At 56.2% G+C, this 24,385-nt stretch carries 26 protein-coding genes; 14 read left to right on the top strand and 12 right to left on the bottom strand.

Annotation, left to right across the window (positions count from 1 at the left end):
- Positions 1-167 precede the first annotated feature (167 nt).
- From NITSA_RS10935 to recQ, 14 genes are all read left to right on the top strand, one after another.
- Entirely contained in the window at positions 168-1,223 is a 1,056-nt protein-coding gene (locus NITSA_RS10935) for an OmpA family protein (RefSeq protein WP_013554490.1), read from the top strand.
- Between the two features lie 8 nt (positions 1,224-1,231).
- Positions 1,232-2,245 (top strand): hypothetical protein, encoded by a 1,014-nt coding sequence (locus NITSA_RS07860; protein WP_042203889.1) that lies wholly within the window; start codon positions 1,232-1,234, stop codon positions 2,243-2,245.
- A 63-nt stretch (positions 2,246-2,308) separates the two neighbouring features.
- The gene (locus tag NITSA_RS07855) at positions 2,309-3,016 is read left to right on the top strand and encodes a hypothetical protein (RefSeq protein WP_148224963.1); all 708 of its coding nucleotides are present in this window, start codon (positions 2,309-2,311) and stop codon (positions 3,014-3,016) included.
- Between the two features lie 96 nt (positions 3,017-3,112).
- Positions 3,113-4,462 carry an Asp-tRNA(Asn)/Glu-tRNA(Gln) amidotransferase subunit GatA gene (gene gatA, locus NITSA_RS07850; protein WP_013554487.1) on the top strand — a complete coding sequence of 450 codons (1,350 nt, stop codon included), beginning with the start codon at positions 3,113-3,115 and terminating at the stop codon, positions 4,460-4,462.
- A 15-nt stretch (positions 4,463-4,477) separates the two neighbouring features.
- The gene (guaB, locus tag NITSA_RS07845) at positions 4,478-5,923 is read left to right on the top strand and encodes an IMP dehydrogenase (protein ID WP_013554486.1); all 1,446 of its coding nucleotides are present in this window, start codon (positions 4,478-4,480) and stop codon (positions 5,921-5,923) included.
- A 140-nt stretch (positions 5,924-6,063) separates the two neighbouring features.
- Entirely contained in the window at positions 6,064-7,308 is a 1,245-nt protein-coding gene (gene tolB, locus NITSA_RS07840; RefSeq protein WP_013554485.1) for a Tol-Pal system protein TolB, read from the top strand.
- 22 nt (positions 7,309-7,330) lie between these two features.
- Complete coding sequence (locus NITSA_RS10930; RefSeq protein WP_013554484.1) at positions 7,331-8,119, top strand: tetratricopeptide repeat protein; 789 nt, start codon at positions 7,331-7,333, stop codon at positions 8,117-8,119.
- A 69-nt stretch (positions 8,120-8,188) separates the two neighbouring features.
- Positions 8,189-8,692, top strand: coding sequence for an FKBP-type peptidyl-prolyl cis-trans isomerase (locus NITSA_RS07830; protein WP_013554483.1), 504 nt, complete (start codon positions 8,189-8,191; stop codon positions 8,690-8,692).
- Positions 8,693-8,823: 131 nt separating this feature from the next.
- A complete protein-coding gene (locus NITSA_RS07825) occupies positions 8,824-9,612 on the top strand; it encodes an ATP-binding protein (protein WP_013554482.1) in 789 nt (262 codons plus the stop codon).
- Positions 9,613-9,633: 21 nt separating this feature from the next.
- Positions 9,634-9,918 carry a nucleotidyltransferase domain-containing protein gene (locus NITSA_RS07820; RefSeq protein WP_013554481.1) on the top strand — a complete coding sequence of 95 codons (285 nt, stop codon included), beginning with the start codon at positions 9,634-9,636 and terminating at the stop codon, positions 9,916-9,918.
- Positions 9,915-10,355 (top strand): hypothetical protein, encoded by a 441-nt coding sequence (locus tag NITSA_RS07815; protein WP_013554480.1) that lies wholly within the window; start codon positions 9,915-9,917, stop codon positions 10,353-10,355. The genes NITSA_RS07820 and NITSA_RS07815 overlap by 4 nt, the downstream gene beginning before the upstream one ends.
- A gap of 184 nt (positions 10,356-10,539) precedes the next feature.
- Positions 10,540-11,322, top strand: coding sequence for a TrmH family RNA methyltransferase (locus NITSA_RS07810; RefSeq protein WP_013554479.1), 783 nt, complete (start codon positions 10,540-10,542; stop codon positions 11,320-11,322).
- Positions 11,323-11,400: 78 nt separating this feature from the next.
- Positions 11,401-12,195: a tetratricopeptide repeat protein gene (locus NITSA_RS07805; protein WP_013554478.1), complete on the top strand. Its 795-nt coding sequence runs from the start codon at positions 11,401-11,403 to the stop codon at positions 12,193-12,195.
- 136 nt (positions 12,196-12,331) lie between these two features.
- On the top strand, positions 12,332-14,116 hold the full coding sequence (recQ, locus tag NITSA_RS07800; protein ID WP_013554477.1) for a DNA helicase RecQ: 1,785 nt from the start codon (positions 12,332-12,334) through the stop codon (positions 14,114-14,116).
- Positions 14,117-14,143: 27 nt separating this feature from the next.
- Here the strand turns inward: recQ and NITSA_RS07795 are convergent, their stop codons facing one another.
- The 12 genes from NITSA_RS07795 to ychF form a co-directional block, all read right to left on the bottom strand.
- The gene (locus NITSA_RS07795; RefSeq protein WP_013554476.1) at positions 14,144-14,710 is read right to left on the bottom strand and encodes a tetratricopeptide repeat protein; all 567 of its coding nucleotides are present in this window, start codon (positions 14,708-14,710) and stop codon (positions 14,144-14,146) included.
- Entirely contained in the window at positions 14,707-16,728 is a 2,022-nt protein-coding gene (locus NITSA_RS07790) for an urea transporter (RefSeq protein ID WP_013554475.1), read from the bottom strand. Before NITSA_RS07790 ends, NITSA_RS07795 begins: the two co-directional genes overlap by 4 nt.
- A 6-nt stretch (positions 16,729-16,734) precedes the next feature.
- The gene (locus NITSA_RS07785; protein WP_013554474.1) at positions 16,735-18,078 is read right to left on the bottom strand and encodes an alanine racemase; all 1,344 of its coding nucleotides are present in this window, start codon (positions 18,076-18,078) and stop codon (positions 16,735-16,737) included.
- Positions 18,079-19,101, bottom strand: a complete 1,023-nt coding sequence (locus NITSA_RS07780; protein ID WP_013554473.1) for an ATP-grasp domain-containing protein — start codon at positions 19,099-19,101, stop codon at positions 18,079-18,081.
- Positions 19,098-19,334, bottom strand: coding sequence for a PqqD family protein (locus NITSA_RS07775; RefSeq protein ID WP_013554472.1), 237 nt, complete (start codon positions 19,332-19,334; stop codon positions 19,098-19,100). The genes NITSA_RS07780 and NITSA_RS07775 overlap by 4 nt, the downstream gene beginning before the upstream one ends.
- Positions 19,335-19,406: 72 nt before the next feature.
- Positions 19,407-20,270 carry a hypothetical protein gene (locus tag NITSA_RS07770; RefSeq protein WP_013554471.1) on the bottom strand — a complete coding sequence of 288 codons (864 nt, stop codon included), beginning with the start codon at positions 20,268-20,270 and terminating at the stop codon, positions 19,407-19,409.
- Positions 20,271-20,375: 105 nt separating this feature from the next.
- Entirely contained in the window at positions 20,376-20,654 is a 279-nt protein-coding gene (locus tag NITSA_RS07765; RefSeq protein ID WP_013554470.1) for a hypothetical protein, read from the bottom strand.
- A 17-nt stretch (positions 20,655-20,671) separates the two neighbouring features.
- A complete protein-coding gene (locus tag NITSA_RS07760; RefSeq protein WP_245526328.1) occupies positions 20,672-21,571 on the bottom strand; it encodes a ketopantoate reductase family protein in 900 nt (299 codons plus the stop codon).
- A 265-nt stretch (positions 21,572-21,836) separates the two neighbouring features.
- Positions 21,837-22,217: a thioredoxin gene (trxA, locus tag NITSA_RS07755; protein ID WP_013554468.1), complete on the bottom strand. Its 381-nt coding sequence runs from the start codon at positions 22,215-22,217 to the stop codon at positions 21,837-21,839.
- A gap of 64 nt (positions 22,218-22,281) precedes the next feature.
- Positions 22,282-22,758, bottom strand: coding sequence for a YehS family protein (locus tag NITSA_RS07750; protein ID WP_013554467.1), 477 nt, complete (start codon positions 22,756-22,758; stop codon positions 22,282-22,284).
- Positions 22,755-23,264: a DUF302 domain-containing protein gene (locus tag NITSA_RS07745; protein WP_083799867.1), complete on the bottom strand. Its 510-nt coding sequence runs from the start codon at positions 23,262-23,264 to the stop codon at positions 22,755-22,757. The genes NITSA_RS07750 and NITSA_RS07745 overlap by 4 nt, the downstream gene beginning before the upstream one ends.
- A complete protein-coding gene (gene ychF / locus NITSA_RS07740; RefSeq protein WP_013554465.1) occupies positions 23,257-24,360 on the bottom strand; it encodes a redox-regulated ATPase YchF in 1,104 nt (367 codons plus the stop codon). Before ychF ends, NITSA_RS07745 begins: the two co-directional genes overlap by 8 nt.
- Positions 24,361-24,385: the final 25 nt, after the last annotated feature.

Genomic DNA, 24,385 nt, shown 5'->3' with positions numbered 1-24,385 from the left:
TTGAAATCAGTAGGGTCTCGAAGATAGCATATTTCCCTGCTTCCCAAAATGATTTGGGTTAAGTGTCTTGTTTGCATATATCGATAAATCAAAGATTTGTTTGAAGATTATAGACTAGTGGTATAATATAAAAGTAATAAAAGAAGTTAAGTGGAAAGGAGGGCAAAATGAGAAGAGTTGTTCGGCTTTTCGTCGGAATATCCTTATTTTCCGCGTTAATTCTGGCCGGTGGATTGGTGACGGGAACATCCCGTCCTTTTGCTCCTGGGGACAAGGTCCTCTACCGGAACGATTTCAGGAATTGTCCGGTGGGGGAGATCCCCGAAGGGTTCAACAAGATCGACGGAGCAGTGGAGTGCGTGAAATTCAACAATCACATCTGGGTTGCCAATTCCGCGGCCGCCGGTATGGAGCTAGGCAAAAAGATCGATCTGGGTGCGGGAGATTTCTCCATCGACTTCAATGTCGTTCCCCGAGACGCAGGTGAATTCAATTTCTTCCTCTATGAGAACGATGAGAAGGGCTGGGACAAGAAAGTGATCCCAAAAAGCAAGTTGACCTTTTACCAATGTGGGGTCAATTTGGAGGGCGTAGGATTCTTGAAAAAAATAAAAGATTGCTATGAGAAACCCCAGCATGTCGCTTTGCAGGTACGAAGGGGGCAAATGCGCTTTTATATCAACGGGAAACGTGCCGTAGCGATCCCGTGGAAGCTGGAAAAGGGAAAGGGTGTGACGGGTTTCGGTTTCGAACATCGGTTTCGGGCGGATCCCTACGGGTATCTGATCAGCGATCTTCGGGTGGCGAAGTACACGAAAGCCGAGGCGAAACCCACCCCCGAACAGGTAGGGATTATTGTGCGCAAGACGAGTGAGGGGTCGATGCTGACGGTCCCTGAGAAGGTCCTTTTTGACTTCAATAAATTCATCCTCAAACCCGAGGCCAAAAAGGCCCTCGATGTGGTGGCGGACTATATCCGCTCCCATCCCGCCCGGCAGATCGTCGTCACCGGCTATACCGACAATATCGGCACCGACGCCTACAACCTGCGCCTTTCTCTGCAACGGGCCCAGTCGGTGGCGGATTATCTGATGGATTGCGGAAAGGTCGATCCCAAACTCTTCAAGATCGTCGGGAAGGGCAAAGCCAACCCCATCGCCGACAACGCCACAGAAGAGGGCCGGGCCAAAAACCGCCGGGTAGAGATCCGGTTGATTCGATGAGAGCATTTGTGAGCCTCTGTCTCCTGGCGGGAATGAGCGTAGGGCTTCTGGGCTGCGTGCCGATCCCCGAAATCGTAGGTGTTTTCCTCAACAAAAAGGGAGTCACCCTTCAGCAGCCTCCCAGAGATTGGATAGAAAATCTTCGAAAGGAGTTCGGTTTACGGATGATCCGTATCGATCAGATCGACAAGATTCCACATATTGCGATAGAAGCATCCCAATCCTCGAAGGTTGTGAGTATCACAAGCAGTGTCGATCTGCGTCCCTGGTTCAAAAATAAAAAGTGCGCCCAGACTTGGGAGAGTTTTGATGAGTGTCGAAATAAAGGGGTCGATCCCGAAGATGATCGCCTGCAGCGGCGACTTGACCGTGAATTCTATTCCAGGGTGATCTGTCAGGAGCGCTGCCTCGATCCGGAGATGGACAGGGATCTTTTGAAAGAGACGGAGCTCAAGCGGGATTCCAACGCAAGCTGCGAGGATCCCGAATTCATCAAGTGGGAGCTGCGCTGGCCCAGGCCCTGGCGTTTCGTACTAAAGACGGAAGCCATCGGTAAAAAATGGGGATTCGCCTCGGCCGGGCAGGCCAAGGCGAGCCTTCATCGTATCAATGAGCTTCTGGGCCGGGTCCTCCCCGGAGCCCGCTTCCCGGAAGATCCTTCCGAGAACCACGATATGGATGTCTATAGTGAAGAGACGCGCTCTATCTATGTCGATCCGGGATTGAAGCTGCCGGTTATTCTGAAGCGTTTGAGAGACGTGAAATATCTGCAGGGGCTCAGTCCCGCCGATATCGAAGCGATCGGCCGCGTCGCACGTGGAGGCAAGAGTATCTACTACTTGCCGAAGGGTTGTCCAAAGGAAGAGGTGATCCCCGAATGTTTCGTGAGAGAGGACGGCGCGGGCCATTTGCAAAAGATTTGTCCGAAAAGGAAAAGGGTGCCGGGCTGGTATGCTATATCCAACGGCAATCGGATCAACTTTTCAGAAGAAGGGTGCCCGAAGATCGAAGTGTTGAAATAGCACGGAAATTGAAATGATAGGAGGATGGAGATGAGAAGAGTGCTCTTATGGTTACTGAGCTTGGTGTCGATACTCTTTGCGGTACAGAATGATCAGCAATGTCTGGAGACCATGATGAAGCTTCACGATCTGCAAAACCGCATCGTTAAAAAGAGTTTTGAAGCCCTCAAACCCGGCACTTGGGCCAAATACAACGACGGAACCCTCGCCCTCTATCTTGGGGAGCAGCCCGTGGATGGGAAAAGGCTTTATGGGATCGAGTTTCAAAATACCCGGATGCCTGTATCTCAGATCTGGTATGCCGAGGTCCCCAAAAACTTTATCCTTCTCGGCAGAAAACTCACCTTCTTGACCCTCGATCCGAGGATTGCCTACCTCAATATTGGGGGAGTGCTTGTAAAAGTGGACAAAGACCTGATCGATCTCTATCTGACGAGGATGCAGCCCCTCTCCATCGGATTGACCCCGGCACAAATTCAAACGACGGCAAAGTGTGTTCACGATACGGTGCTTAGATTTCGCTCTGGTATCCGCCTCCCGAGCGGAAAGGTGATCGATGTGGCTGAGATCATCGATAGGACCACGGGTGGGGTGGTCTACATGAGTGATGAGGTGCCTTTCGGATATGTCCGAACGGGACCTTTCGGCTCTCCCGGCGCGCCGTCGCTGGTCGATTTCGGCTACGGTGGCCACACACCGCATATCACCCCGGCGCAGCAAAGAGCAGCGAAGCCGGCAGCTTCGCTGCTCTTCGGTCCGGGGAGGTTTTGAAAGGGCAAAAAGTTCTCGTTTCTACCGTTTTCAATCCCTCCCAAACCTCTTTTTGGCTATAATCTGCGACTACATCTATCCGAGCAGGACGGCCACGTGATAACCCTCAAAGAAGCATTGATCAAATCACCCCAGGAGTTGGCGGAGATCCGACAGGAGCTGCGGCGCAAGGCCGAAAGTGGTGGCCTCAACGCCGTCATCGCCTTTGACGAAGCGGGGGAGGGGGTTCCCATCCTCCTCAAAGACAATATCCAGGTCAAAGGGTGGAATGTCACCTGCGCCTCGAAGATCCTCCAGGGCTATGTGGCCCCCTATGACGCGACCGTGGTGGAGAATCTTCGGGCGGCGGGGATGGCCCCTTTCGGCCGGGCCAATATGGACGAGTTTGCTATGGGTTCTACGACCGAGAGCAGCGTCTACGGCCCCACCCTCAACCCCCACGATACAAGCCGGGTGCCCGGGGGCTCCTCGGGCGGTTCCGCCGCGGCGGTAGCAGCCGGCGAAGCCATCGCGGCCCTGGGGAGCGATACCGGCGGTTCCATCCGCCAGCCCGCCGCCTATTGCGGTGTGGTGGGCTTCAAACCTACCTACGGCCGGGTGAGCCGCTACGGATTGGGCGCCTACGCCTCCAGCCTGGACCAGATCGGGCCCATTACCCAAAATGTGGAGGATGCGGCGATTCTCTACGACGCTATCAAGGGTCACGATCCCAGGGACTCCACCAGCGCCGAGTTTGAAAAAGAGCCGATCTACGGGCAGATCGATCCCGACCGCAAGCTCACGATCGCGGTGATCGACAACTACGTCGCCGAAGCTTCCCCGGCGGTACAGCGGGCCCACGAAGAGGCGCTCAAGGCTCTGGAGGCCGAGGGGCATACCATTGTCCACAAAGAGCTCTCCAACACCAAATACGACATCGCCACCTACTACATCGTCGCCACCGCCGAAGCGGCGACCAACCTGGCCCGCTACGACGGGGTGCGCTACGGGCGCCGCTGCGACGATCCGAAAAACCTGGAGGATCTCTACTTCCGCACCCGCAGTGAAGGCTTCGGCGAAGAGGTCAAGCGCCGGATTTTGCTGGGCAACTTCGTCCTCAGCTCCGGCTACTATGACGCCTATTACCTCAAAGCCCAGAAGGTCCGCCACCTGATCCGGGACGAATTCAACAAGATCTTCGCCGAGGCGGATTTGATCCTTTCGCCGGTCGCCCCCTCCGTCGCTCCCAAACTGGGGGCCCTGGCCGATCCCCTGGAGATGTACAAGAGCGATATGTACACCATCGCCGTCAACCTGGTGGGCCTGCCCGGATTGAGCCTGCCCGTTATGAAGGACAGCGAAACCGGGATGCCGGTCGGATTGCAGCTGCTGGCCAAAGCCTTTGACGAGAAGACCCTTTTTGACGGTGCCGCCAGCCTGGAACGTGCGGTCAACTACAGCCACTAACCCAAGGAGAACCCCATGCGAATCAAAATGCGCGCTCTGACTTTCGAAGATGTCCTGCTGGTACCCCAGCACTCTACCGTCCTGCCCAAAGAGGTTTCCCTCAAAAGCCGTCTCACCCGCCGGGTCGGGCTCAATGTCCCCATCGTCTCGGCAGCGATGGATACCGTCACCGAGCATCGGGCCGCCATCGCTATGGCCCGTCTGGGCGGGATCGGGATCATTCACAAAAATATGGATATCGCCACCCAGGCGTTTGAAGTCAAGAAGGTCAAAAAGAGCGAAAGCGGGATCATCATCGACCCCATCTTCATCGGGCCCGACGCGACGGTGGCCGATGCCGACGCGATGATGGCCGAATACCGGATCTCCGGGGTTCCCGTGGTGGATGAGAACCGCAAGCTTCTGGGGATCATCACCAACCGTGATATGCGCTTCATCACCGACAAGAGCCTCAAGGTCAGGGATGTGATGACCCCCATGCCTCTGGTGACCGCCAAGAAGGGTACTTCCCTCGACGAAGCAGCCAAAGTGCTCCAGGAGCACAAGATCGAGAAGCTTCCCATCGTGGATGAGAACGGCATCCTCACCGGGCTGATCACCATCAAAGATATCGAGAAGCGCGAGCAGTATCCCAACGCCAACAAGGATGAGTTCGGCCGCCTGCGCGTCGGCGCCGCCATTGGGGTCGGGCAGCTCGACCGGGCCAAAGCGCTGGTGGAAGCCGGAGTGGATGTGATCGTCCTCGACTCGGCCCACGGCCACTCCCAGGGGATCATCGATACCCTCAAGATGATCAAAGCGGAGCTCGATGTGGATGTGATCGCGGGGAACATCGCCACAGGTGCCGCCGCCGCCGATCTCATCGAAGCGGGCGCCGATGCGGTCAAAGTGGGTATCGGGCCCGGTTCCATCTGTACCACCCGGATCGTCGCAGGAGTCGGCGTGCCCCAGATCAGCGCTATCGACGAGGTGGCCCAGGTGGCTAATCCGATGGGCGTTCCCGTCATCGCCGACGGAGGGATCAAATACTCCGGCGATATCGCCAAAGCCCTGGCGGTGGGGGCCAGTTCGGTCATGCTGGGCAGCGCCCTGGCGGGGACCTATGAAGCTCCCGGTGAAATGATCATCTACAACGGCCGCCAATTCAAAGAGTATCGGGGGATGGGTTCCATCGGTGCGATGACAAAAGGAAGTACGGACCGCTACTTCCAGGAAGGCACCGCCGCGGACAAACTGGTCCCCGAGGGGATCGAGGGGCGGGTCCCCTACCGCGGGCGCATCGCCGATGTGATCCATCAGATGACCGGAGGGCTGCGCTCCTCTATGGGCTACTGCGGAGCCAAAGACATCCCCACCTTCTGGGAACGGGCGGAGTTCGTGGAGATCACCAGCGCCGGGCTCAAAGAGTCCCATGTCCACGACGTCACCATCACCAAAGAGAGCCCCAACTACCACTCCTGAGTCGGGGCGGGCTCTTCCCGATCGCTTAAAAAACCACGCATTCCCCTTAATCATACTATTTAATATACATTTCAGTCCCTCTCCGATACAATCAAAGGAAAAACCGGATCATACGATGACCGATGGGTGAAAGGAACTCCATGCGCCTTCTGTTGACGCTCCTGCTCTCCTGCTATCTTTTTGCCGTGGATGCGACGCTCAAGATCGAGAAGAATGTGGATCAGCGTGCCAAGATCGCCGTCATAGACAGCTCCGACCCGGGGATGCCTCTGGGCCGGAAGAGTTATGAGATCTTTACGGCCGATCTGAAGATCACGGGCCACTATCGCCCCGACGGCCTCTACCACGACGGGAGCTTCAACGGGCCGATCCTCAACCCCGATCTGCGCGCGATGGAGTATCTGCTTAAATACCGCATCAGTGAGTCCGGCAATGGGGTGAGCCTCGATGTTAAAGTCCTCAAAGGGGGAGACTCTTCCCTGGTCTTCGAGCGCAAATACAGCATCGGCTCTCAGGCCCGCTATCCTTTCCTCATTCACCGGGCGGTGACCGATCTGAATGCCGCGATGGGCTTCACGCCGGTCGATTGGCTCAACCGCTATGTGCTTTTCGCCCGCTACACCGGCCGCCGGGAGAGCGAAGTGGTCCTGGCCGATTACACCTTCACCTACATCAAGCCGATCATCCGGGGCGGGCTCAATATCTTTCCCGTCTGGGGCGACGCGAAGCAGCGGACGATCTACTACACCGACTACAGCGGCAAACTTCCTACGCTCTATCGCCTCGATCTGACGACGGGGCAGCGGACACGGATCCTCGATTCCCAGGGGATGTTGGTCTGCTCCGACGTCAGCCGGGACGGCAAGCGACTGCTACTGACGATGGCCCCTTCCGGCCAACCCGATATCTACGAATACAATGTCGCCACCGGCGAGAAACGTCAGCTCACCACCTACAGCGGGATCGATGTGGGAGGCAAATATGCCGACAAGGAACGGAGTATGGTCTTCGTCTCCAACCGACTGGGCTATGCCAATATCTTCAAAAAACCCCTCGCGGGCGGCCCCATCACCCAACTGGTCTTCCACGGAAGCAACAACGATTCCTGCGATGCCTTCGACAACAAAGTGGTCTATTCGAGCAAAGAGAAGAGCAGTTTCGGCAAAGCTTTCAACCTCTATCTGACGACGACCGACGGCGACTATACCCGGCCGCTGACCAGCGGCGGGATCAACCAGTTCCCCCGCTTCTCCAACGACGGGAATACCGTGCTCTATATCAAGCGCAGCGAAGCGGGCAATTCCATCGGCTACATCGGCCTGCAGACCGATCTGAGCATCCTCTTCCCCCTGGGAGAGCACCGCATCCAGTCGATCGACTGGTAAACTTTAACTGAGGAGTGAGATCGTGAAACGTTCGGCACTGATTTTGACCCTGGCGTTGTTGGGGGCGACCCTGCTTTGGGCCGAACCTTCCGTCTACGGAGGAGGATACGGCGGCAGCTCCCTCGCTACGCAGAACAAAAAGACGATTCTCTCCCTGCGTCAGCAGGTCAACCGCCTCCAGGAGGAGGTCGACGGTTTGCGCAGTATGGTTTCGAGCCTCAATCAGCAGATCAACCTTCTCTCCAGGAAATCGAAGAGTGACGGAAGTGAACAACTCCTTGCCAAGCGATTGGATTCACTGGAAGCTCGATTGGCCCGCCTCGAGAAAAACCCTGCGCGCCAAAGCACGACCCGCCGAAAGCCCGCTCAGAGCTCCACCGGCTCTTCGGGGCAGAAAGCCCAAGCCGCCAAAACAACGCAAACAGCCGCTTCCAAAAAAGATCCGCTCCTGAAGGCCGGCTCCTCGGCTCTCTTCAGTCGCGGGGTGAGGCTGATCAACCAGAAACGCTATGCCGAGGCCAAGCGGCGTTTCGACATCCTGGCCGGGCGCAAATACAAACCGGCGGCGGTCAACTTCTATCTGGGGGAGATCGCCTACCGTACCGGCAAGAATGACGACGCGATCCGCTACTACCAAAAGAGTGCCGAGCTCGATGAGAACGCCGCCTATATGGACCGGCTGCTGCTGCATACCGGTATCGCCCTGGAGCGTACCGGGGACAAAGCCCAGGCCAGAAACTTCTTCCAGGCGATCGTCGACGGCTATCCGGGGACTCCCAGCGCCCGTGTGGCGAAAAAACATCTTAAATAAACCGGAGTTGAAAGCTCCGGTTAACTTTGCTTGGTTACAATGACGCAAAATTATACAAAGGACATTTTTATGGCAATTGAAAACGAAAACAGCGTCGTCGGCATCGAGTACGAAGTCAAAGAGGCCGGTACCGATACCGTCATCGACAGCAACAAGGGGGCACAGCCTCTCGAGTTCATCACCGGCAAGGGGCAAATCATCCCCGGTCTGGAGAAAGCACTGGTCGGTATGAAAGAGGGCGAAAGCAAGAAGATCGTCGTCCCCGCCGCCGAAGCCTACGGCGAAGTCAATCCCGAAGCGAAGCAGACCCTGCCCCGCGAACAGTTCGAAGGGATCGATCTGAAAAAAGGGATGGCACTCTACGGTCAGGGCGAAGACGGCCAGACCGTTCAGGTTACCGTCGTCGATTTCGATGACAACACCGTCACCATCGACTTCAACCACCCCCTCGCAGGCAAAGACCTGGAGTTTGACGTCACCGTTACCGAAGCGCGCCCCGCTACCGATACCGAAGCCCAGACCGGTCAAGTCGGCGGCGGTTGTACCGACGGCAGCTGCGGCTGCGGCCACTAAGTCCCCGCCGAGGCTTACGCCTCATTCTATTTTTCTTTCCAAACACATTCTCCTCTTTCTCTTCTCCATTTTATTTACGATAAGCTATATAGATCGAGTGTACTCTTTTGATCACAGTAAAAGGAAAGACGATGGTCGATTGGCAGAGGAAAAAAGCAGCCGTTTTCCGTCCCTCTCTTGGACGGCTCAAAGGCATAGATACTCTCGATCCGATCACTCTGGATGCGCTGGTGGGGATTGGGGAGCAGAAACGCCGCCTCATCGAGAATACCGAGGCTTTCCTCCGGGGAGAAGAGGCGGAGAACGTCCTGCTCTGGGGTAGTCGGGGCACGGGCAAATCCTCCCTGGTCAAAGCCCTGCTCAACGCCTATGCCGACCGAGGGTTGCGGGTGATCGAGTTTTTCAAAGAGGATCTGCGTCATCTCCCCGATGTGCTCGACGAGATCCGGGGTGAGCCCTGGCGCTTCATCCTCTTTCTCGATGATTTGACCTTCGGTGAAGGGGAGAATATCTATACCTACCTCAAGAGCGCGATGGAAGGTTCCATCGAACCCTCGCCCGATAATCTCTTGGTCTATGCCACCTCCAACCGCCGCCATCTCGTCCCCGAGTATCAGAGAGAAAATGAAGCTACGATCATACGAGAGGGTGAAATTCACTACACCGATTCGGTAGAGGAGAAGATCTCCCTGGCGGATCGATTCGGCCTTTGGCTGGCTTTCTACCCCTTGAATCAGGAAGAGTATCTCGCTGTGGTGGATCACTACTTCAAAGGGGAGGAGATCGATCGGGAAGCCCTGCATCGAGAAGCCCTGCGTTTCGCCCAGGAACGGGCTTCCCGAAGCGGCCGCACCGCCCGGCAGTTTTGGAAGGCGTGGAAGGGACGGCTCCGGCGAGTGGGGGGCCAAGCGTCGCGATAAGCAAAATGTTACAATACAAATATGAGACTGTCCAAAGAAGAGAGAAAGCTCCTGAAACGTACTCTTGCCGAGATGTCCAAAGAGGCGGAACTCTACCTTTTTGGCAGCAGGGTAGACGATAGGAAACGGGGCGGGGATATCGACCTGCTGGTAGTGGATAAGCGGCTGAGCAAAAAGGATCTTCGAAAGCTTCGTATCGAATTTTGCAAACATTTTGGAGAACAGAAAATCGATATCGTTCTGGATAACGGAAAAGTAGACGATCCTTTTATCACCATTGCTAGAGAGGGGGCTGTTCCTTTATGATACGAACGAAACTTTTACGTGATCGGGAGCTGCTTCAAAAACAGATGCGATGGCTGGAACTCTCTTTGGATGAGTGTGGTGCGATAGGGATTAAAGCCGAGTACAGCATCGAAGAGTTCGGGAAGTTTGAAACTCTCTGCAGCCGGTATGCCCGGAGTATCGATTTCCTTGTCCGAAAGATCTTTCGGACCATCGATGCCTATGAATTCGAAGCTCAGGGAACTTTGGTCGATGTCGTCAATCGGGCGCATAAACGGGGGCTCATCGAAAGCGTCGATGAGCTGCGATTGATGAAGGATATTCGCAATACCATCGTCCACGAGTATATCGAGGATGAGCTTACCGAAGTTTTTGATGAAGTATTGGAATATGGCAAAAAATTACTTGCCGTAATGCAGACTACAGATCGCTATATTGAAAAGATCGCAGCTGAGTAAAACTCAGCGCTCTTCCCCCTCATTCATATACCAATATACTCAGACTCAAGACTGGAAAGTATCGCATTGAAAAATATTTCGGTATGTCTGTATAGATGCAATAGAGATTCGAATCATATCTTTCCTTTATGGATGTGCAAGCGATATTTTTTGGTTACCATTTCAGAAAACCCAGGAGTCGGCTTTGGAGATCATTGAACTCGAGACGTTGGAATTACCCGAATTGCGGCCCTATGCCACCCTTCGTGGCAACCTTTTCGACAAAGACGGCAGTTTCGTCGCCGACTCCCCGCGGGTAGTGGGGCAGCTGCTCGGGAGCGGGTTGGAGTTCAAGAGTTTGCTTTGCACCCCGGAGTATTTGGAAAAAGAGCGTGAACGGATCGAGGCGGCGGGGGTTCCCAAGGTCTATCTGGGCTCCCGTGAGCTGCTGGAGCGAATCGTCGGTCACTCCATCCATCACAACGTGATGGCCCATCTGAAGCGCCCGACCAATGTCCCCCTGGAAGAGTTGCCCGATCGGGTGGTGATGCTCACCCGGCTCAATAATCTGGAGAATGTCGGGGCGATCGCCCGCTCCGCCGCGGCGCTGGGTGTCGGGGGCTACGTGGTGCCGAGCTCCGGGCCCCACCCCTACGGACGCCGGGCCATCCGGGTGAGCACCGGGCACGTGACCCGCCTGAAGGTCCACTGCTATGAGGATATTTTGCAGACGATGGAGCGACTGCGTGAGCTGGGCTATACCCTCCTGGCGGCGGAAGCGACACCCGAAGCGGTGCCTCTGGCGAGGTTCGGGCCCGTTCCGAAGCGCTGGGCGCTGATTTTGGGTAATGAGGAGGAGGGGGTGCCCGAAGAAGTGCTCGAAAAGTGCGACGCGGTACTGCAGATCGAGATGGAACCGGGGATCAAGAGTTTCAATGTGGCGACGGCGGGGGCGATCATTATGTACCGTTTGAGAATTGAGCGTTGAGCGTTGAGAATTTTGGATTTTGGATTGAGGAATCTTTCCAATAACCAATATACCAGTACACCAATTACAGGGCTAATAATGAGAAAATATTTGATTGCGGGATTTTTTCTGAGTGTCTGGCTTTTGGCTGCCGGAGTGGATAAGGGGCAGGTGGATGAGGGGGTTCGGCTTTTCAAGGCGAAAAAGTTTGACCGCTCCTATAAATTACTGCTTCCGGCTGCCAGGGCGGGGGATGCCAGAGCGCAGTTCTATCTGGGGCTGCTCTACGATATGGGTTCGATCCGGCTGATGGATAAAAACCGGGCGGTGGAGTGGTACCGCAAAGCGGCAGAACAGGGTTATGCCGATGCCCAATACGATATGGGGGTGATGTTCTCCAAAGGGGAGGGGATCTACAAGGATCTCGAAGAGGCACGCCATTGGTATGAAAAGGCGGCTGCCCAGGGGCAGGGCTATGCTCTTTACAACCTAGGGGTGGTCTGGGACAGGGGCTACGGGGTCACGCCGGATTTCGACAAAGCCCGCGGCTATTACGAGCGGGCCGCCGCCAAGGGGATCGCCAAAGCCGCCTACAACCTGGCCAATCACTACTACAAGGGCAAAGGGGTCCCCAAAGACCTCTCCAAAGCATTTCATTATTACCGGCAGGCCGCCAAACTGGGCCACGCCGCGGCGCAGTTTCACCTGGGCTGGCTCTATCAGCAGGGCGAAGGGGTCGAGCGCAACGCGACCTTGGCGAAGCGCTGGTACCGTGAATCGGCAATCAACGGCAGCCGGGAGGGGGCCTGGAACTATGGGCTGATGTTGGAGCGTGAGGGGAGTCCCGAGGCGGGGTATTGGAAAAAGCGGGGGAAACCGAATGACGGGGAGTGATGAATGATGAATAATTAATGGTGAATGGTTTCGGTATGCGTTGCTTCGCAACGCTACAATTATCTAATGACCACCCCCGCCTGTCATTTGGAAATTTTCCTCTTTCTCCTGAAAAAATCCCGCTACACTTCCATCTATGAACAAGCTTGAGATCCTCAAACGTCATTTCGGTCATCAGGGGTTCCGTCCTTTGCAGGAGGAGGCGGTGGATGCGATTCTCTCCAGGCGGGATCTGCTGATGATCCTGCCCACGGGAGGCGGGAAGTCGCTCTGCTATCAGCTGCCCACGCTGATGATGCCGGGAGTGACCATCGTCGTCTCTCCGCTGCTAGCACTAATGCACGATCAAGTCACGGCGCTGCTGGAGATGGGGATCCCCGCGGCGATGCTGGGATCGATGCAGAGCTTCGAAGAGCAGCAGGAGACGGTGCGTCGGCTGCGGCGGGGGGAGCTGAAGCTCCTCTATGTAGCCCCGGAGCGTCTGAACAATGACTTCTTTTCCCAACTTCTCTCCACCCTTCCCATCAACTTTTTCGTCATCGATGAAGCTCACTGCGTGAGTGAGTGGGGGCACGAATTTCGGGAGGATTACCGCCGTCTCTCCCTGCTGCGGGAGCGTTATCCCCAGGTGCCCATCGCCGCCTTTACCGCTACGGCCACCCGGGAGGTGGAGGCCGACATCGCTTCCCAACTCGGGCTCAGAGATCCCGTACGGGTGCGGGGAAGTCTCTACAGGGAGAATCTCACCGTCAGTGCCCGTCACCGGGTGGGAGACGGCCGGGCTCAGCTGCTCGATCTGCTCTCGGCCCACAAGGGAGAGTCGGGGATCGTCTATACCCTTTCGAGGAAGCAGACCGAATCCCTGGCGGATCATCTGCGGGCCAAGGGATACTCCGCCGCCACTTTTCACGCGGGGCTGAGCGCCGAGGAGCGCCGGCGGGTCTACGAGGAATTCGTCGCCGACAAGATCGAGACGGTGGTAGCGACGGTGGCTTTCGGGATGGGGATCGACAAGAGCAACATCCGCTACGTAGCCCATATGAGCCTGCCCAAGAGTGTGGAGAACTACTATCAGGAGATCGGCCGGGCGGGGCGGGACGGGTTGGAGGCGGAGACGCTGCTGCTCTTTGGGGCGCAGGATCTGCTGATGCAGCGCCGTTTCATCGATGAGCTCCCCGAGACCCCCTACAAGGCCCACGCTTACGCAAAGCTGGAGAAGCTCTGGCGGCTGGTCAGCGGCGAAGCGTGCCGCCACAAAGCCCTGGCCGATTATTTCGGTGAAACTCTGCCCGAGTGCGGTGAGCGTTGCGACAATTGCCTGGCTCCGGCTGTGGAGCGTCTGGAGATCACCGAGGCGGCGCGAAAGTTCCTGGCGGCGGCCTGGCGGAGTGGGCAGCGCTTCGGCGCCGGCTATCTCATCGATCTGCTGCGGGGGAGCCGGGACCGCAGGATTCTGGAGAACGGACACGAAGCCCTCTCCGTCTACGGCATCGGCAAGGAGTATGACCGCAAGCAGTGGAGCAGTGTGGCCGACCGGCTGCTGGAGCTGGGAGGGATCGCCCTCAACGAGCACAAGGGGGTGGTCCTGACCGAGACCGGTGCGCAGATCCTCAAAGGGGAGCGGGAGGTCCTGATCCGCAAAGAGCGTATGGAGAAGGAACGTCGAACTCCCAAGCCCCAGCCTATAGAAGAGGTCGATTACGACAGGGAGCTCTTCGACGCCCTGCGCCAACTCCGCAAAGAGATTGCTACGGAAAACGGAGTGCCCCCCTATGTGGTCTTCTCCGACAAAACCTTGCGGGAACTCTCGATCCACCGCCCTCAAACGCAGGAGGAGATGCTGGAGGTTCACGGAATCGGAGAAGTGAAATTCGAGCGCTACGGCGAAGAGTTTTTACACTTGCTGAGCGAGTGGAGCTGAGCCGGGCAGAGTGGGAAGCGCTAAGGCTCAGCGGCTCTTCGGGGATATTTTCGGGTGCTTCGCGGCTTTGGGCTTGGATGTCAAGCGGGCAGAGAGGCGGAGAAACTCCGGGGAACTGGGATAGTAGGTCAAAAGCCGTTTGACGATGCGACGGGCCGCATCTTTTTGATGAAGTGCCAGGAGGGTTCGAGCCAGGTAGAGATTGGCATAATAGTTCAGCGGATCTTTCTCCAGGACGATTTTGGCGTTGATCTCGGCGAGGGAGGGTTTGTGCAGCGGGAGATAGACTCTGGCGAGTCCCAGGCGCGGTTCGAAGGAGTCGGGCTTGATGAGTGAAGCCTTGGTGTAGTAGCGTACTGCCTTCTTGTAGTCGCCTGCCAGGGAGTAGAGCCAGGCCATCCGAAGATTGTAGCCGTATTGATGTTTCAGCGTGGGCTCCAGGGGCTGAAAAACTTCAAGGGCTTTGCGGTACTTCCCCTGGCTTTCGAGGGTGTAGGAGTTTCGGTAAGCCCGGGAGATCGCTTCGTTCCCGGGTGATGCAGCTCCCCACAGAAGCACACTCAAAAGGAAAAGAATCGGGATCAATCGTCTCATTCGCACTGCTTTTTTAACAAAATATTACCGTATCGTATCTCATCGAAGCCTTTTTGGTTGACGGCGAAAGTGACTTGCCCGAATTCGGAGTTGAGGCTGAATCGCTCCATCGTATAGTCGAATTCCCGACGGTAATATTCGGGCCGGAAAGAGGCGATCATCATAATCCAGATCCGTTTGAGGCGGGATTCGAGCAGGTAGATGGGGAGGGCATCCCGGAAGCTGGCGGAGGAGACCATACTCAGGGGGATCCGGGGAGCCAGTTTGAAGAGTTGGGCGAGTTCACTGTCGGGATTCCCCTCGTAATGATAGAAGTAGAAAAAGGTCGGCGCCGTATAGAAAAAGAGCCGGTTGTCGCCGTCACTGAGATAGAATTCTCCCAGATGGTTCATCGCGACCTGCCAGCGGACCGTGCCGGAGGGCTGCCCCTCCACGAAACGCTCGTAGACAAAACGCTCGTCGAGGACGAAGGAGAACTGCATCTGCATATTCTGGGTCGGAAGGAGCGCTTCGACCTCCTCACCTGTGTGGGGAAGCGCGTGAAAAAGTATCCGGGATGCCTGACGGTAGAGGACGAAGCGGAAGGGAACGGTCTCACTGCCCAGGATCCCGGTACGCTGCACCTGGATATGGAGATGGGGCTGGGGAGAGTAGCCGCTGTTCCCGCATTTGGCGATGACCTGTCCCAGGCGCACATACTCCCCGACTTTGGGAAGGATCGAGTGCTGCATCAGATGGCTGATTTCGATGTAGTGCCCGTCGAGACTCTGGAGGATGATGTAGTTGCCCCAGTTGTTGATCCGATCGACGGTGCCGATGGGGTTGTCGGGCAGATCGGAGAGGAGGGCGACGACATAGCCGTTGACCGGAGAGAGGACACTCTCGCCGAAGCAGTGGTAATCCTCGGGATAGTCTCCGGTAGTCCGGTAGCTGGAGCCGTTTCTCAGGACAATGAAGTCGTAGGCGTAGCGCCATGCGCCCTTGTGGGTCCATTCGCCGTCAAATCCCTGATAGACGTTCCATCGGCCGCTGAAGGGGAGGGCGATGTTGGGGACCTTGGGCCCGAAGCGGAAGAGGGTCTGCAGGTAGTAGGCCAGGGAAGCCTCCGGCGTGGCTTTGATGGCGCTGTTGAGCCCTTCGTATCCGACGACCACCAGCAAAAAGAGCACGACCATGACGACGGCGTTGAAGGGAAGGGTGAAAACAGGGAGGGAGTAGTAGTTGAAAAAGATCTTCGTCGCATCGGCGAAGATGACACTCAGTGCCACGGCGATCCCGGCGTAGATATAGTTTCTCCAAAAGGGCAGGAGGAAGATTCCACCCAGAGCCATTGCCACCAGAATATAGTTGAAGGCGTAGACATCGTGATAGGCGGCACTCCAGGAACCGATGAGCAGAGCATGGGTAGCCACCCCCGTATAGAATCCTGCCAGCGAGAGGGAAAAAAGGGTCGGGGAGATCACCAGCAGGATCAGAGCCATCACCAGGCCCGCCGCCTGGTTGGGGAGGAAAAAGATCGACCCCAGCGAGCTGAGGTAGGATCCCAGGGAAGTGTCACCCAGGAAGGCGTAATGGGCCAGACCGTTATGAAAGTGGGCGAGCAGCCCGTTGTAATTCATCGCCGCCAGATAGGCCAGGGCTGTGACCAGCGCGAAAGGGAGGGAGAGCGGTGGAATGCGCCAGCGGGCGAAAAGGGTGCTGATACTGAAGGAGCTGAGAAAGGTCAGCACCGCCAACAGAAAGATGAAAAGAAAACTCATCACCGAGGGGGTGAAGAGAAAACCGATCCCCAGACCGACCAGCAGGGAGTTGTAGAGATAGAAACCGTGTTCGAGATAGGTGTGCCGCAATCCGGCGAACTCCGCAAAAACGATGGTGCAGAGCAGGGCGAAAAGTCCGCTGATCCCTACGGTGGGTTCCGCGAAGGTCAGCAGCAGCAAAAGAGCGCCGGCGATGCGGTTTTCGAGGAAAAGGATCGCCGCATAGGGGCGCAGGATCAGGGAGATCAGGTTCTGCATGATGAATCAGGAGCGCTTCAGATAGTCGGGGATCCGCTCTTTGTAGTTGATCGTCTCCAGATCGTCGGGCTCTTTGATGAGATGGACATTGCGCTCTTTGTCGATGAGCACAGCCGCCGGGCGGTAGCGGATGAATTGCATCGACTGGGTGTAATTGTAGGCGCCGACCGGGCCGATGGTGATGACGGTCCCGCGATCCAGAGGGGGAAGCATGATGTTTTCGCTGAGGATATCGATGTTCATACAGAGAGGGCCGTTGAGCATGGAGGGTTCGTTGAGCCCCTCATAACGCCGATCCAGTTCGAAGTTGAAGTTGTACCAGGTGGCGGTGTAGAGGAGATTGACCCCGGCATCGAGGATGTACCCTTTCATTCCATCGGGGAAGCGCTTGTAGGCTTGAACCGTCGTCAAGAGGTAGCCCGCTTCGTCGATGAGGTGACGGCCGGTCTCGAGGTAGAGCCGGGGCAGAGTGTCGCTCTTGTTGTGGGTGTAGATCGCTTCGGTGATCTGCTGGGCGTAATCGTCGGGGGTGGGGACGATGACGTCGGGGGATTGGTACACTCCCTTGAGCCGGTTTTTGCTGGCGAAACCCCCGCCGATATCGATGTATTCGATCCGGTAACCGAAACGCTCTTCGGCCTGGTGTTTCAAATCCATCAGCTTGGCGGTCTCTTTGCCGTAGGCACTGGCGTCGAGCATAAAGGTCCCGATGTGGGAATGCAGACCCGTCAGCTCCAGGAGGCCGCCGCTGTGGATCCTCTCGATGGCATCGATCGCTTCTCCCGATTCGTAGTTGAATCCGAAGCGGCTCCACTGGGGGTAGATCCCCGTATCCATATTGACCCGGATCGCCACGGGGATCTTGACCCCCAGCTCCCGGGCGATCTCTTCCAGGTCGTTGATTTCGAAGAGGTGGTCGATATGGATCTTGGCGCCCTCTTCGACGGCGACTTTCAGCGCCTCTTTGGGCTTGTAGGGTCCGTTGAAGATGATATCCTTGCCCTCGATTCCCAGGGCACGGGCTTTCTGGTACTCGAATTCGCTGACCACTTCGGCGATGCTTCCGAGTTTATGGTAAAGATTGCAGATGGCGTTGAGGTAATTGGTCTTGTAACTCCAGCCGAAGACCACGTCGGGGTAGCGGGAGCTGAAAGCTTCGTGCAGGCGGTGGTATTTCTCTTCGATCTCCTGCTGGGAGAATACGAAGAGGGGACTGCCGTAGTTTTGGACCAGTTCACGGACATCCACCCCGGCGATCTCGCTGCGGATCTTCTGGCTTTTGAGGGGGGAGCCGTATTTGCTCATCATGGCGAAATCGACTTTGTTGATGGTGGGTTTTTGATAGCTCATTTAGCGTTCCTTTGTCGTCATCAGTTTGGAAAATTCCGAAAAGTCGGTGATCAGCTCTTCGGTATAGCGGACATACATCTTTCCGTCGGGGAATTCCCGGCGGGGTTCGACCTTTTCACCCCGGGCCAGCCTGACCATCATTTGGGGGAGATTGATCCCCACGCCGGTGGCGAAATAGACCCAGGCGGGGAAACGGGGATTGATCTCGATGATGTAGAGGCGCTCTCCGTCGGCGATGCACTCCAGCTCGAAGGGCCCACGCCACCCGGTCTCCCGGACGAAACGCTCCGCCGTCTGCATCAGCCCGTCGTGGTGGATGGTCACGCCGGTCCAGATCTTGCCCAGTTCCGTGGTGGTGAGTTTTTTCATCGAGAGGGCACCGACCAGTTCACCCTGGCCGTCCCCCAGGCCCACCAGATTGATCTCCGAGCCCTGGACCACCTCCTGGATGAGCAGGGGGAAGCCCCACTCCGCCGAAATCTTGTGAAAGGCGTCCAGAGCGCTCTCCAGGTTGTAGACCTTGTAGGCTTTGTAGTAGTTGCCTTTGATCATAAAGGGGAAAGAGAACTCTTTGGAAGCCCGGATGAGGTCATCGACCGAAGTGAGCTCCATCGTTCGCGGGTGGAGGACTCCCAGTGCTTCGGAGAGTTTGGGGAGCCGGCTTTTATCCCGCAACTCGAAATGCTCGAGGGTCGGGAGAAAGGTCCGGATCCCCAAGGCATTGATCTCCTTTTGATAGCGGATATAGAGGGGGAGTTCCGCATCCAGGTTGGGGATGACCATATCGATCGCCTCCCGGCGCCGGATCTCTTCGAGGCGGGGGCGCAGTTCGTCGAAGCCCAGGGTGGGAAAGGGCATCAGATAGACCCGCTCGAAGAGATCGTCCATATAATCCGCCGGTTCGTTGGGGTCGTAGCTCAGGCCGACGAGCCTGGTTTCGCCTTTGAGGCTTTTGGCGATGGGGTAACCGGGGGCGGGATTGTCCGTGGCATTAAGGCCGCTGAGCGCCACGGTCCGGATCATCGGATCAATCCGTAGATCCTGAGTTTGGCCAGAAAATCGCTCACGTCGATATAGATCTCCGAGCGGTCGGCTCCGTGACGTTGAGCCAGGGTCTCGACGATCTCGTTTTTCGTTTTGCCCTCTTTGAGCAGATCGATGATCTCCTGGGCAGAGCCTCCCAGTTGGTAGGAGGTCCCCACCGTGGGGTCGAAAGCCATTCCGTTTTCGTCGATAACCAGATGTTGGAGTTGCATGGAAGATGTCCTTTGGATTGTTGATGAATCAGGTGCGGGCAGAAGCGTCCTTCAACCCGGTAAAGCAGGAGATCAGAAGGTATGGCTGACCATCGCCACGATACTGTTGCTGTGGGCTTTGTTACCCAGGTGCTCGAATCGGCTGTATTCGTACTGAAGCTTCAGGGAAGTGTTGGGACGGATGGCATAGCTGACGCTGGCGCTGACGCCGCCTTTGTAGAGTTCTCCGAGGTTGTAGACCGTGAAGCCTCCATTGTTGACGGAGTAGATTTTCTGTCCCACCCAGCCTTTGATCATATGGGTCCATTTGCCTTTGTAATGGTAGAGACTCAGTCCGGCGGAGTGGTAACTGCTGTTGTAGCCTTTGGCTCCGGCGTCGGGGATGAAGATCCCGTTGTACTCCGCTTCGAGATAGAAGCTTCCCATAGTGCTGGCATAGGTACCGAAATTGTATCCGGCATAGGGTCGGAATTGCCAAACGTTCATAGAGTCCCAGGTTCGGCCTGAAGCGTCGTTGTGGTAGTGGGTGGCGTAAGCGTCAAGCCCGATATTGTAGTGAAGGTAGTTGTACCAGTTGACTCCCAAAATCCCGGTAAAAGCGCCGTCGGTCACCTTGTCGTCGCTGTCGATGTAGTGAGCCCCGATCTTGTAAGCCAAATGATAGCCGCGATAACGGGTATAGATGGCGGTCAGGTCAGTCTGGTTGAGGTTGGGAAGGTTGTGGCGATATTTGATCCGGGTATGTTCCACCGCCAATTCCAATTTGTTTGGAGCACGATAGATGGAGGCATAGAGGCCACCGACGACGGCACTGCTCTTGTCGGATCCGGAGCTGTAGTCGATATAGCCCGCATAGGGCAGCACCGTGGTCATCGTTTTCGGCCCGGCGAAAGCGAGCGAGAGTGAGCCGAGTAACATCATAGATAATTTACGCATTTAAATCTCCTGGATAAGTTCGAGTGAAATTTTATCGTAGTACTTTTAATAAAAACTATTCAAAGTTATTTTAGGAAGCGTCAGGATAGAGGGGAGGATGTGCTATCACGACTTTTTTCGGGAGAGATCGGCCATCACACGAAAGAGAAAGTATCCGATCGCGAAGACGGCGGGTTCGTATCCGGTGATCGGCAGTTGGATACCCTCAAAGAGCAGGAAGAGGATCAAAAAAAGCGTGGCGAAATAGATGACCAGTGCTTTGGAAAGATAGTCGAAGAGATGGATGACCCAGTGGCGGTCGGAATCGCCAATGCCGCAGCGTGACATGACTCCACGAACAAAATCTTTGAGAAATTTGAGACTCAGACGCTCGATCAGATTCATCTTCGATATTCCGACTTTTATTCCGAGGTTCGAAGACGCAGAGCCCGATAGAGCTTTTCCATCGTCGGCACTTTCACCCCTAAGCGATCTCCCTCCCGGACCACATAACCGGCCAGGGCTTCGATCTCGGCGGGTTTGTTCCGTTCGATATCGAGTTGCATGGAGGTTTTGGCGCCGGGGAGGACTTTGGCGGCCTGCTCGAGGGTCGCTTCGACATCCTGCCTGGTGAGAGGAACCCCTTTGGCCTGTGCCAAAGCGGCGATCTCTTCCGTCAACTCTCTGAGCTCGTCGGCGTGTTCCTGGGCGATACGGTCCATCGGAACCTTGTAGATGGAAGTCAGGACCGCCATCGGGGAGATGAAGAGGAACTTTTTCCACTGTTCATAAGCGATCTCGGCGGTAGGTTTGTGGCGGGGGAGGGCACGATCGAAGAGTTCGACGATGGGGCGGTAGTCGGCAGGGTCGAAGCCCTCCTTGCCCCAGCAGAGACGGAAGATCTTTCCCTTTTTGCGGATCACGCCGGGTTCGACGATGTTGGAGAGGATGTAGATACACCCCTCCAGGACATCGGCCTGGGGATAGCGCTTGAGGATTCTCGGGCGATACTCTACGCCGTTGAGCAGAGGAAGGATGACAGTTTGAGGGCCGACATTGTTTCGGATGCGTTCCAGCCCATCATCAAGATCGGTATCTTTGAGGGTGACGAGGATGAGGTCGAAGAGGCCCAGCCCCTCGGGATCGTCGGTGGCATGGGCGGGATGGACGGTGTAGCGCTCCGTATCTTCGAGGATGGTTAGCCCCTCTTGGCGGATTTTGTCTAGGTGGGCTCCCCGTGCGACCAGGGTCACATCAGGCTCCACCGCGCGGAGGAATCGGGCTCCGAGATATCCGCCGACGCCGCCGGCTCCCAGGATCATGATTTTCACGGATCTTCCTTCTTAAAAGTGTTTTTAAAATGTAAACAATATCCCCGCCTTGGACTGCGCTTTCACTCGATAGCTCTGGCAGTCGCAAACACCTACGGTGCCCCGATGGGGTTGAGTGCTCCTTTGTCGCCATCGAATGAAAGCTCAAGCGCGAGTAACTGCAATAGTAGTTAACAAAGTAATAGTGTAATGATATCGCTTTTGGGAAAAAGAGTGGGAGAGAGGAGTGTGAAAAGTATTGGGGGAAGAGGGGGCCTTACTGGGCACCGCCCTCCTGCTCCTGCTGTTTGGCGATCTCGGCGCGGACCATATCCATATCGAGTTCGCGGACCTGCTTGATGATGTCTTTGAGGGCCTCTTCGGGGAGCATACCGGCCTGGTTGAAGACGATGACGCCCTCTTTGATGACCATGATGGTGGGGATGGAGCGGATCTGGAACTCTGCGGCGATCTGCTGCTCCTCTTCGGTGTTGACTTTACCGAAGAGAATATCGGGGTTCTCGGCGGCTACTTTTTCGAAAATGGGAGCGAAAGATTTGCAGGGCCCGCACCAGGGAGCCCAGAAGTCGATGATCGCGATGGGAGCGGAGCTGACTTTTTCGTTGAAGTTTTCTGCGGTGAGGTTTTCGAGTGCCATAATTATCCTTGAAATTTTGATGGAGAAATTATGACATAGTAGCCTGAAGATCAGCCGACGGCCTTTAGGCAACGGGAGGCATATCGGCCCAGAACTCCTCCAGGCCCAGGAGAAAGTCGTTGAGCATAGCATCAGAGCAGAGGAGATATTTGGGGTGTTGGGGTGAGCGGAAGAGATCCCGGAGCTTGGAGCGGCTCAGGGGGCGTTCTCCCAATTCGAAGATCACCTCCATATCGGGGTCTTTGAGCTCCAGGGCGATGCGGAGTTTTTTGAGGATGAGGTTGTTGTCGAGCTCGATCTCGGCATCCTCGGGAGGAGGACTTTTGATTTCGCCTCGGCGCAGGCGGATCAGCCCGTCGAGGAAGACGCCCAATTCTTCATAGCTGGCATTCTCGTGCCCCTTGGCGGAGGGTTTTTTGAGGATCGCTTTGAGCCGTTTTTCGTCGATGGGGTACTCTTCGAGGGCATAGATCTTCAGCATGGTCTCCGGATCGAGGCGCAGGGCCTCTTTGATCTTGTAGAGAACCTGGCCCGGCTTCATTTGGCACTCTTTTTGATGGCATCGGAAGCACTGTCGAGGTCGCGGGCCAGCAGGTTGATGAGCTGAATGCAGGTCTTGTCTTTGATGTTGTGCTTGAGGGACCAGTATTCGGGGTTGGTGTAGACCAAATGGGTGGTGCCGTTGAGCTCGTTGTAAAAGCCGATGCGCAGAGGAAGGTCCACGGCCATCGTCGGGTTGCAATCGAGGAGCTTGGCGCTGATCTTGGGGTTGTCGAGCTCCAGGGTGAGGGTAGGTTTGAGATAGAATTTGAGCGCTTTGGCCCTCGCCTCGTGGTCGATGGTGCGCAGAAGGTGGTAGTTCATAGGTGCGAGGGCTTGTGTGATCCGTTTGGCGCTCTCGGTAATGTTGTAATCGCTGGTGTGCTCTTTTAGGAAAGCCCCCCGGTCTTTGCCCCCGCTGCATCCGCTGATCGCAAAGAGGGCGAGCAGGACGGCTGTCAACAAGGAGGCGTTTTTCATCGTTCTTTTGCTCATCGGATCAGACATTGAAACGGAAGTGCATCACATCGCCGTCCTGGACGATATAATCCTTGCCCTCCAGGCGCATTTTGCCCGCCTCTTTGGCGCCCGCTTCTCCGCCGTATTTGACGAAATCTTCGTAACTGATCACTTCGGCGCGGATGAAGCCTTTTTCGAAGTCGTTGTGGATCACCGCGGCGGCTTTGGGGGCGGTGGTGCCCTGTTTGATGGTCCAGGCGCGGACCTCTTTGACCCCGGCGGTGAAGTAGCTCATCAGCCCCAGTTTTTCGAAGCCCTTGCGGATGATCTGATCGAGGCCCGACTCTTCGACGCCCAGGGATTCGAGCATCTCCTGCTTCTCCTCCTCGTCGAACTCCACCATCTCCTCTTCGATCTTGGCGCAGAGCTTGATCACTTCGCGGTTGCGCTCGGCGGCGTAGGCTTTGAGGGCCTGGACATACTCGTTGTCTTCGGCGAGGCCCTCTTCGTTGACGTTGGCGCCGTACATAATCTCTTTGGCCGTCAGGAAACGCAGATCCCGCACCAGCTGTTTGAAGGCGTCGTTCTCCTGATCTTCGAAGGTGGAGACGGGCTGCTCATTTTCGAGGTGTTCCAGAAGTTTCTGGGCCACTTCGAGCTGGGCTTTGGCTTCCCGGTCGTTTCCTTTTGCCCGGCGCTGCAGGGCGGCGATACGTTTTTCCAGGGCATCCATATCGGCCAGGAGCAGTTCGGTCTCGATGATCTCGATATCCCGGACGGGGTCGATGGAGCCTTCGACGTGGGTGATGTTCTCATCTTCGAAACAGCGGACGATCTGGAGGATCACCTCCGTTTCACGGATGTTGGAGAGGAATTTGTTCCCGAGCCCTTCGCCTTTGCTGGCCCCTTTGACCAGCCCGGCGATGTCCACGAAATCCAGCGTGGAGTACTGGATCCGCTCGGGGTTGACGATCCTGGCCAGCTCATCCAGACGCGGGTCGGGGACCGGGACGACGGCTTTGTTGGGTTCGATGGTACAGAAAGGGTAGTTGGCGCTCTCGGCGTTCTGCGCCTTGGTCAGCGCGTTGAAGGTTGTGGATTTGCCCACATTGGGCAGCCCCACCAGTCCGATTCCTAAGCCCATAGTGCTTGTCCTTTGAAAAAATTTT

The organism is Nitratifractor salsuginis DSM 16511 (assembly GCF_000186245.1).
Lineage (GTDB): Bacteria > Campylobacterota > Campylobacteria > Campylobacterales > Sulfurovaceae > Nitratifractor > Nitratifractor salsuginis.
The sequence above is the reverse complement of the archived record's forward strand: the minus strand, read 5'-3'. Positions and strand labels throughout refer to the sequence as shown.

What these genes read in the sequence shown, in the direction of transcription:
- NITSA_RS10935 (WP_013554490.1), top strand. Translation starts at nt 168, where the DNA reads ATGAGAAGAGTTGTTCGGCTTTTCGTCGGAATATCCTTATTTTCCGCG.
- guaB (WP_013554486.1), top strand. Translation starts at nt 4,478, where the DNA reads ATGCGAATCAAAATGCGCGCTCTGACTTTCGAAGATGTCCTGCTGGTA.
- tolB (WP_013554485.1), top strand. Translation starts at nt 6,064, where the DNA reads ATGCGCCTTCTGTTGACGCTCCTGCTCTCCTGCTATCTTTTTGCCGTG.
- NITSA_RS07830 (WP_013554483.1), top strand. Translation starts at nt 8,189, where the DNA reads ATGGCAATTGAAAACGAAAACAGCGTCGTCGGCATCGAGTACGAAGTC.
- NITSA_RS07825 (WP_013554482.1), top strand. Translation starts at nt 8,824, where the DNA reads ATGGTCGATTGGCAGAGGAAAAAAGCAGCCGTTTTCCGTCCCTCTCTT.
- NITSA_RS07820 (WP_013554481.1), top strand. Translation starts at nt 9,634, where the DNA reads ATGAGACTGTCCAAAGAAGAGAGAAAGCTCCTGAAACGTACTCTTGCC.
- NITSA_RS07815 (WP_013554480.1), top strand. Translation starts at nt 9,915, where the DNA reads ATGATACGAACGAAACTTTTACGTGATCGGGAGCTGCTTCAAAAACAG.
- NITSA_RS07805 (WP_013554478.1), top strand. Translation starts at nt 11,401, where the DNA reads ATGAGAAAATATTTGATTGCGGGATTTTTTCTGAGTGTCTGGCTTTTG.
- recQ (WP_013554477.1), top strand. Translation starts at nt 12,332, where the DNA reads ATGAACAAGCTTGAGATCCTCAAACGTCATTTCGGTCATCAGGGGTTC.
- NITSA_RS07795 (WP_013554476.1), bottom strand. Translation starts at nt 14,710, where the DNA reads ATGAGACGATTGATCCCGATTCTTTTCCTTTTGAGTGTGCTTCTGTGG.
- NITSA_RS07790 (WP_013554475.1), bottom strand. Translation starts at nt 16,728, where the DNA reads ATGCAGAACCTGATCTCCCTGATCCTGCGCCCCTATGCGGCGATCCTT.
- NITSA_RS07785 (WP_013554474.1), bottom strand. Translation starts at nt 18,078, where the DNA reads ATGAGCTATCAAAAACCCACCATCAACAAAGTCGATTTCGCCATGATG.
- NITSA_RS07780 (WP_013554473.1), bottom strand. Translation starts at nt 19,101, where the DNA reads ATGATCCGGACCGTGGCGCTCAGCGGCCTTAATGCCACGGACAATCCC.
- NITSA_RS07775 (WP_013554472.1), bottom strand. Translation starts at nt 19,334, where the DNA reads ATGCAACTCCAACATCTGGTTATCGACGAAAACGGAATGGCTTTCGAC.
- NITSA_RS07770 (WP_013554471.1), bottom strand. Translation starts at nt 20,270, where the DNA reads ATGCGTAAATTATCTATGATGTTACTCGGCTCACTCTCGCTCGCTTTC.
- NITSA_RS07765 (WP_013554470.1), bottom strand. Translation starts at nt 20,654, where the DNA reads ATGAATCTGATCGAGCGTCTGAGTCTCAAATTTCTCAAAGATTTTGTT.
- NITSA_RS07760 (WP_245526328.1), bottom strand. Translation starts at nt 21,571, where the DNA reads ATGATCCTGGGAGCCGGCGGCGTCGGCGGATATCTCGGAGCCCGATTC.
- trxA (WP_013554468.1), bottom strand. Translation starts at nt 22,217, where the DNA reads ATGGCACTCGAAAACCTCACCGCAGAAAACTTCAACGAAAAAGTCAGC.
- NITSA_RS07750 (WP_013554467.1), bottom strand. Translation starts at nt 22,758, where the DNA reads ATGAAGCCGGGCCAGGTTCTCTACAAGATCAAAGAGGCCCTGCGCCTC.
- NITSA_RS07745 (WP_083799867.1), bottom strand. Translation starts at nt 23,264, where the DNA reads ATGTCTGATCCGATGAGCAAAAGAACGATGAAAAACGCCTCCTTGTTG.
- ychF (WP_013554465.1), bottom strand. Translation starts at nt 24,360, where the DNA reads ATGGGCTTAGGAATCGGACTGGTGGGGCTGCCCAATGTGGGCAAATCC.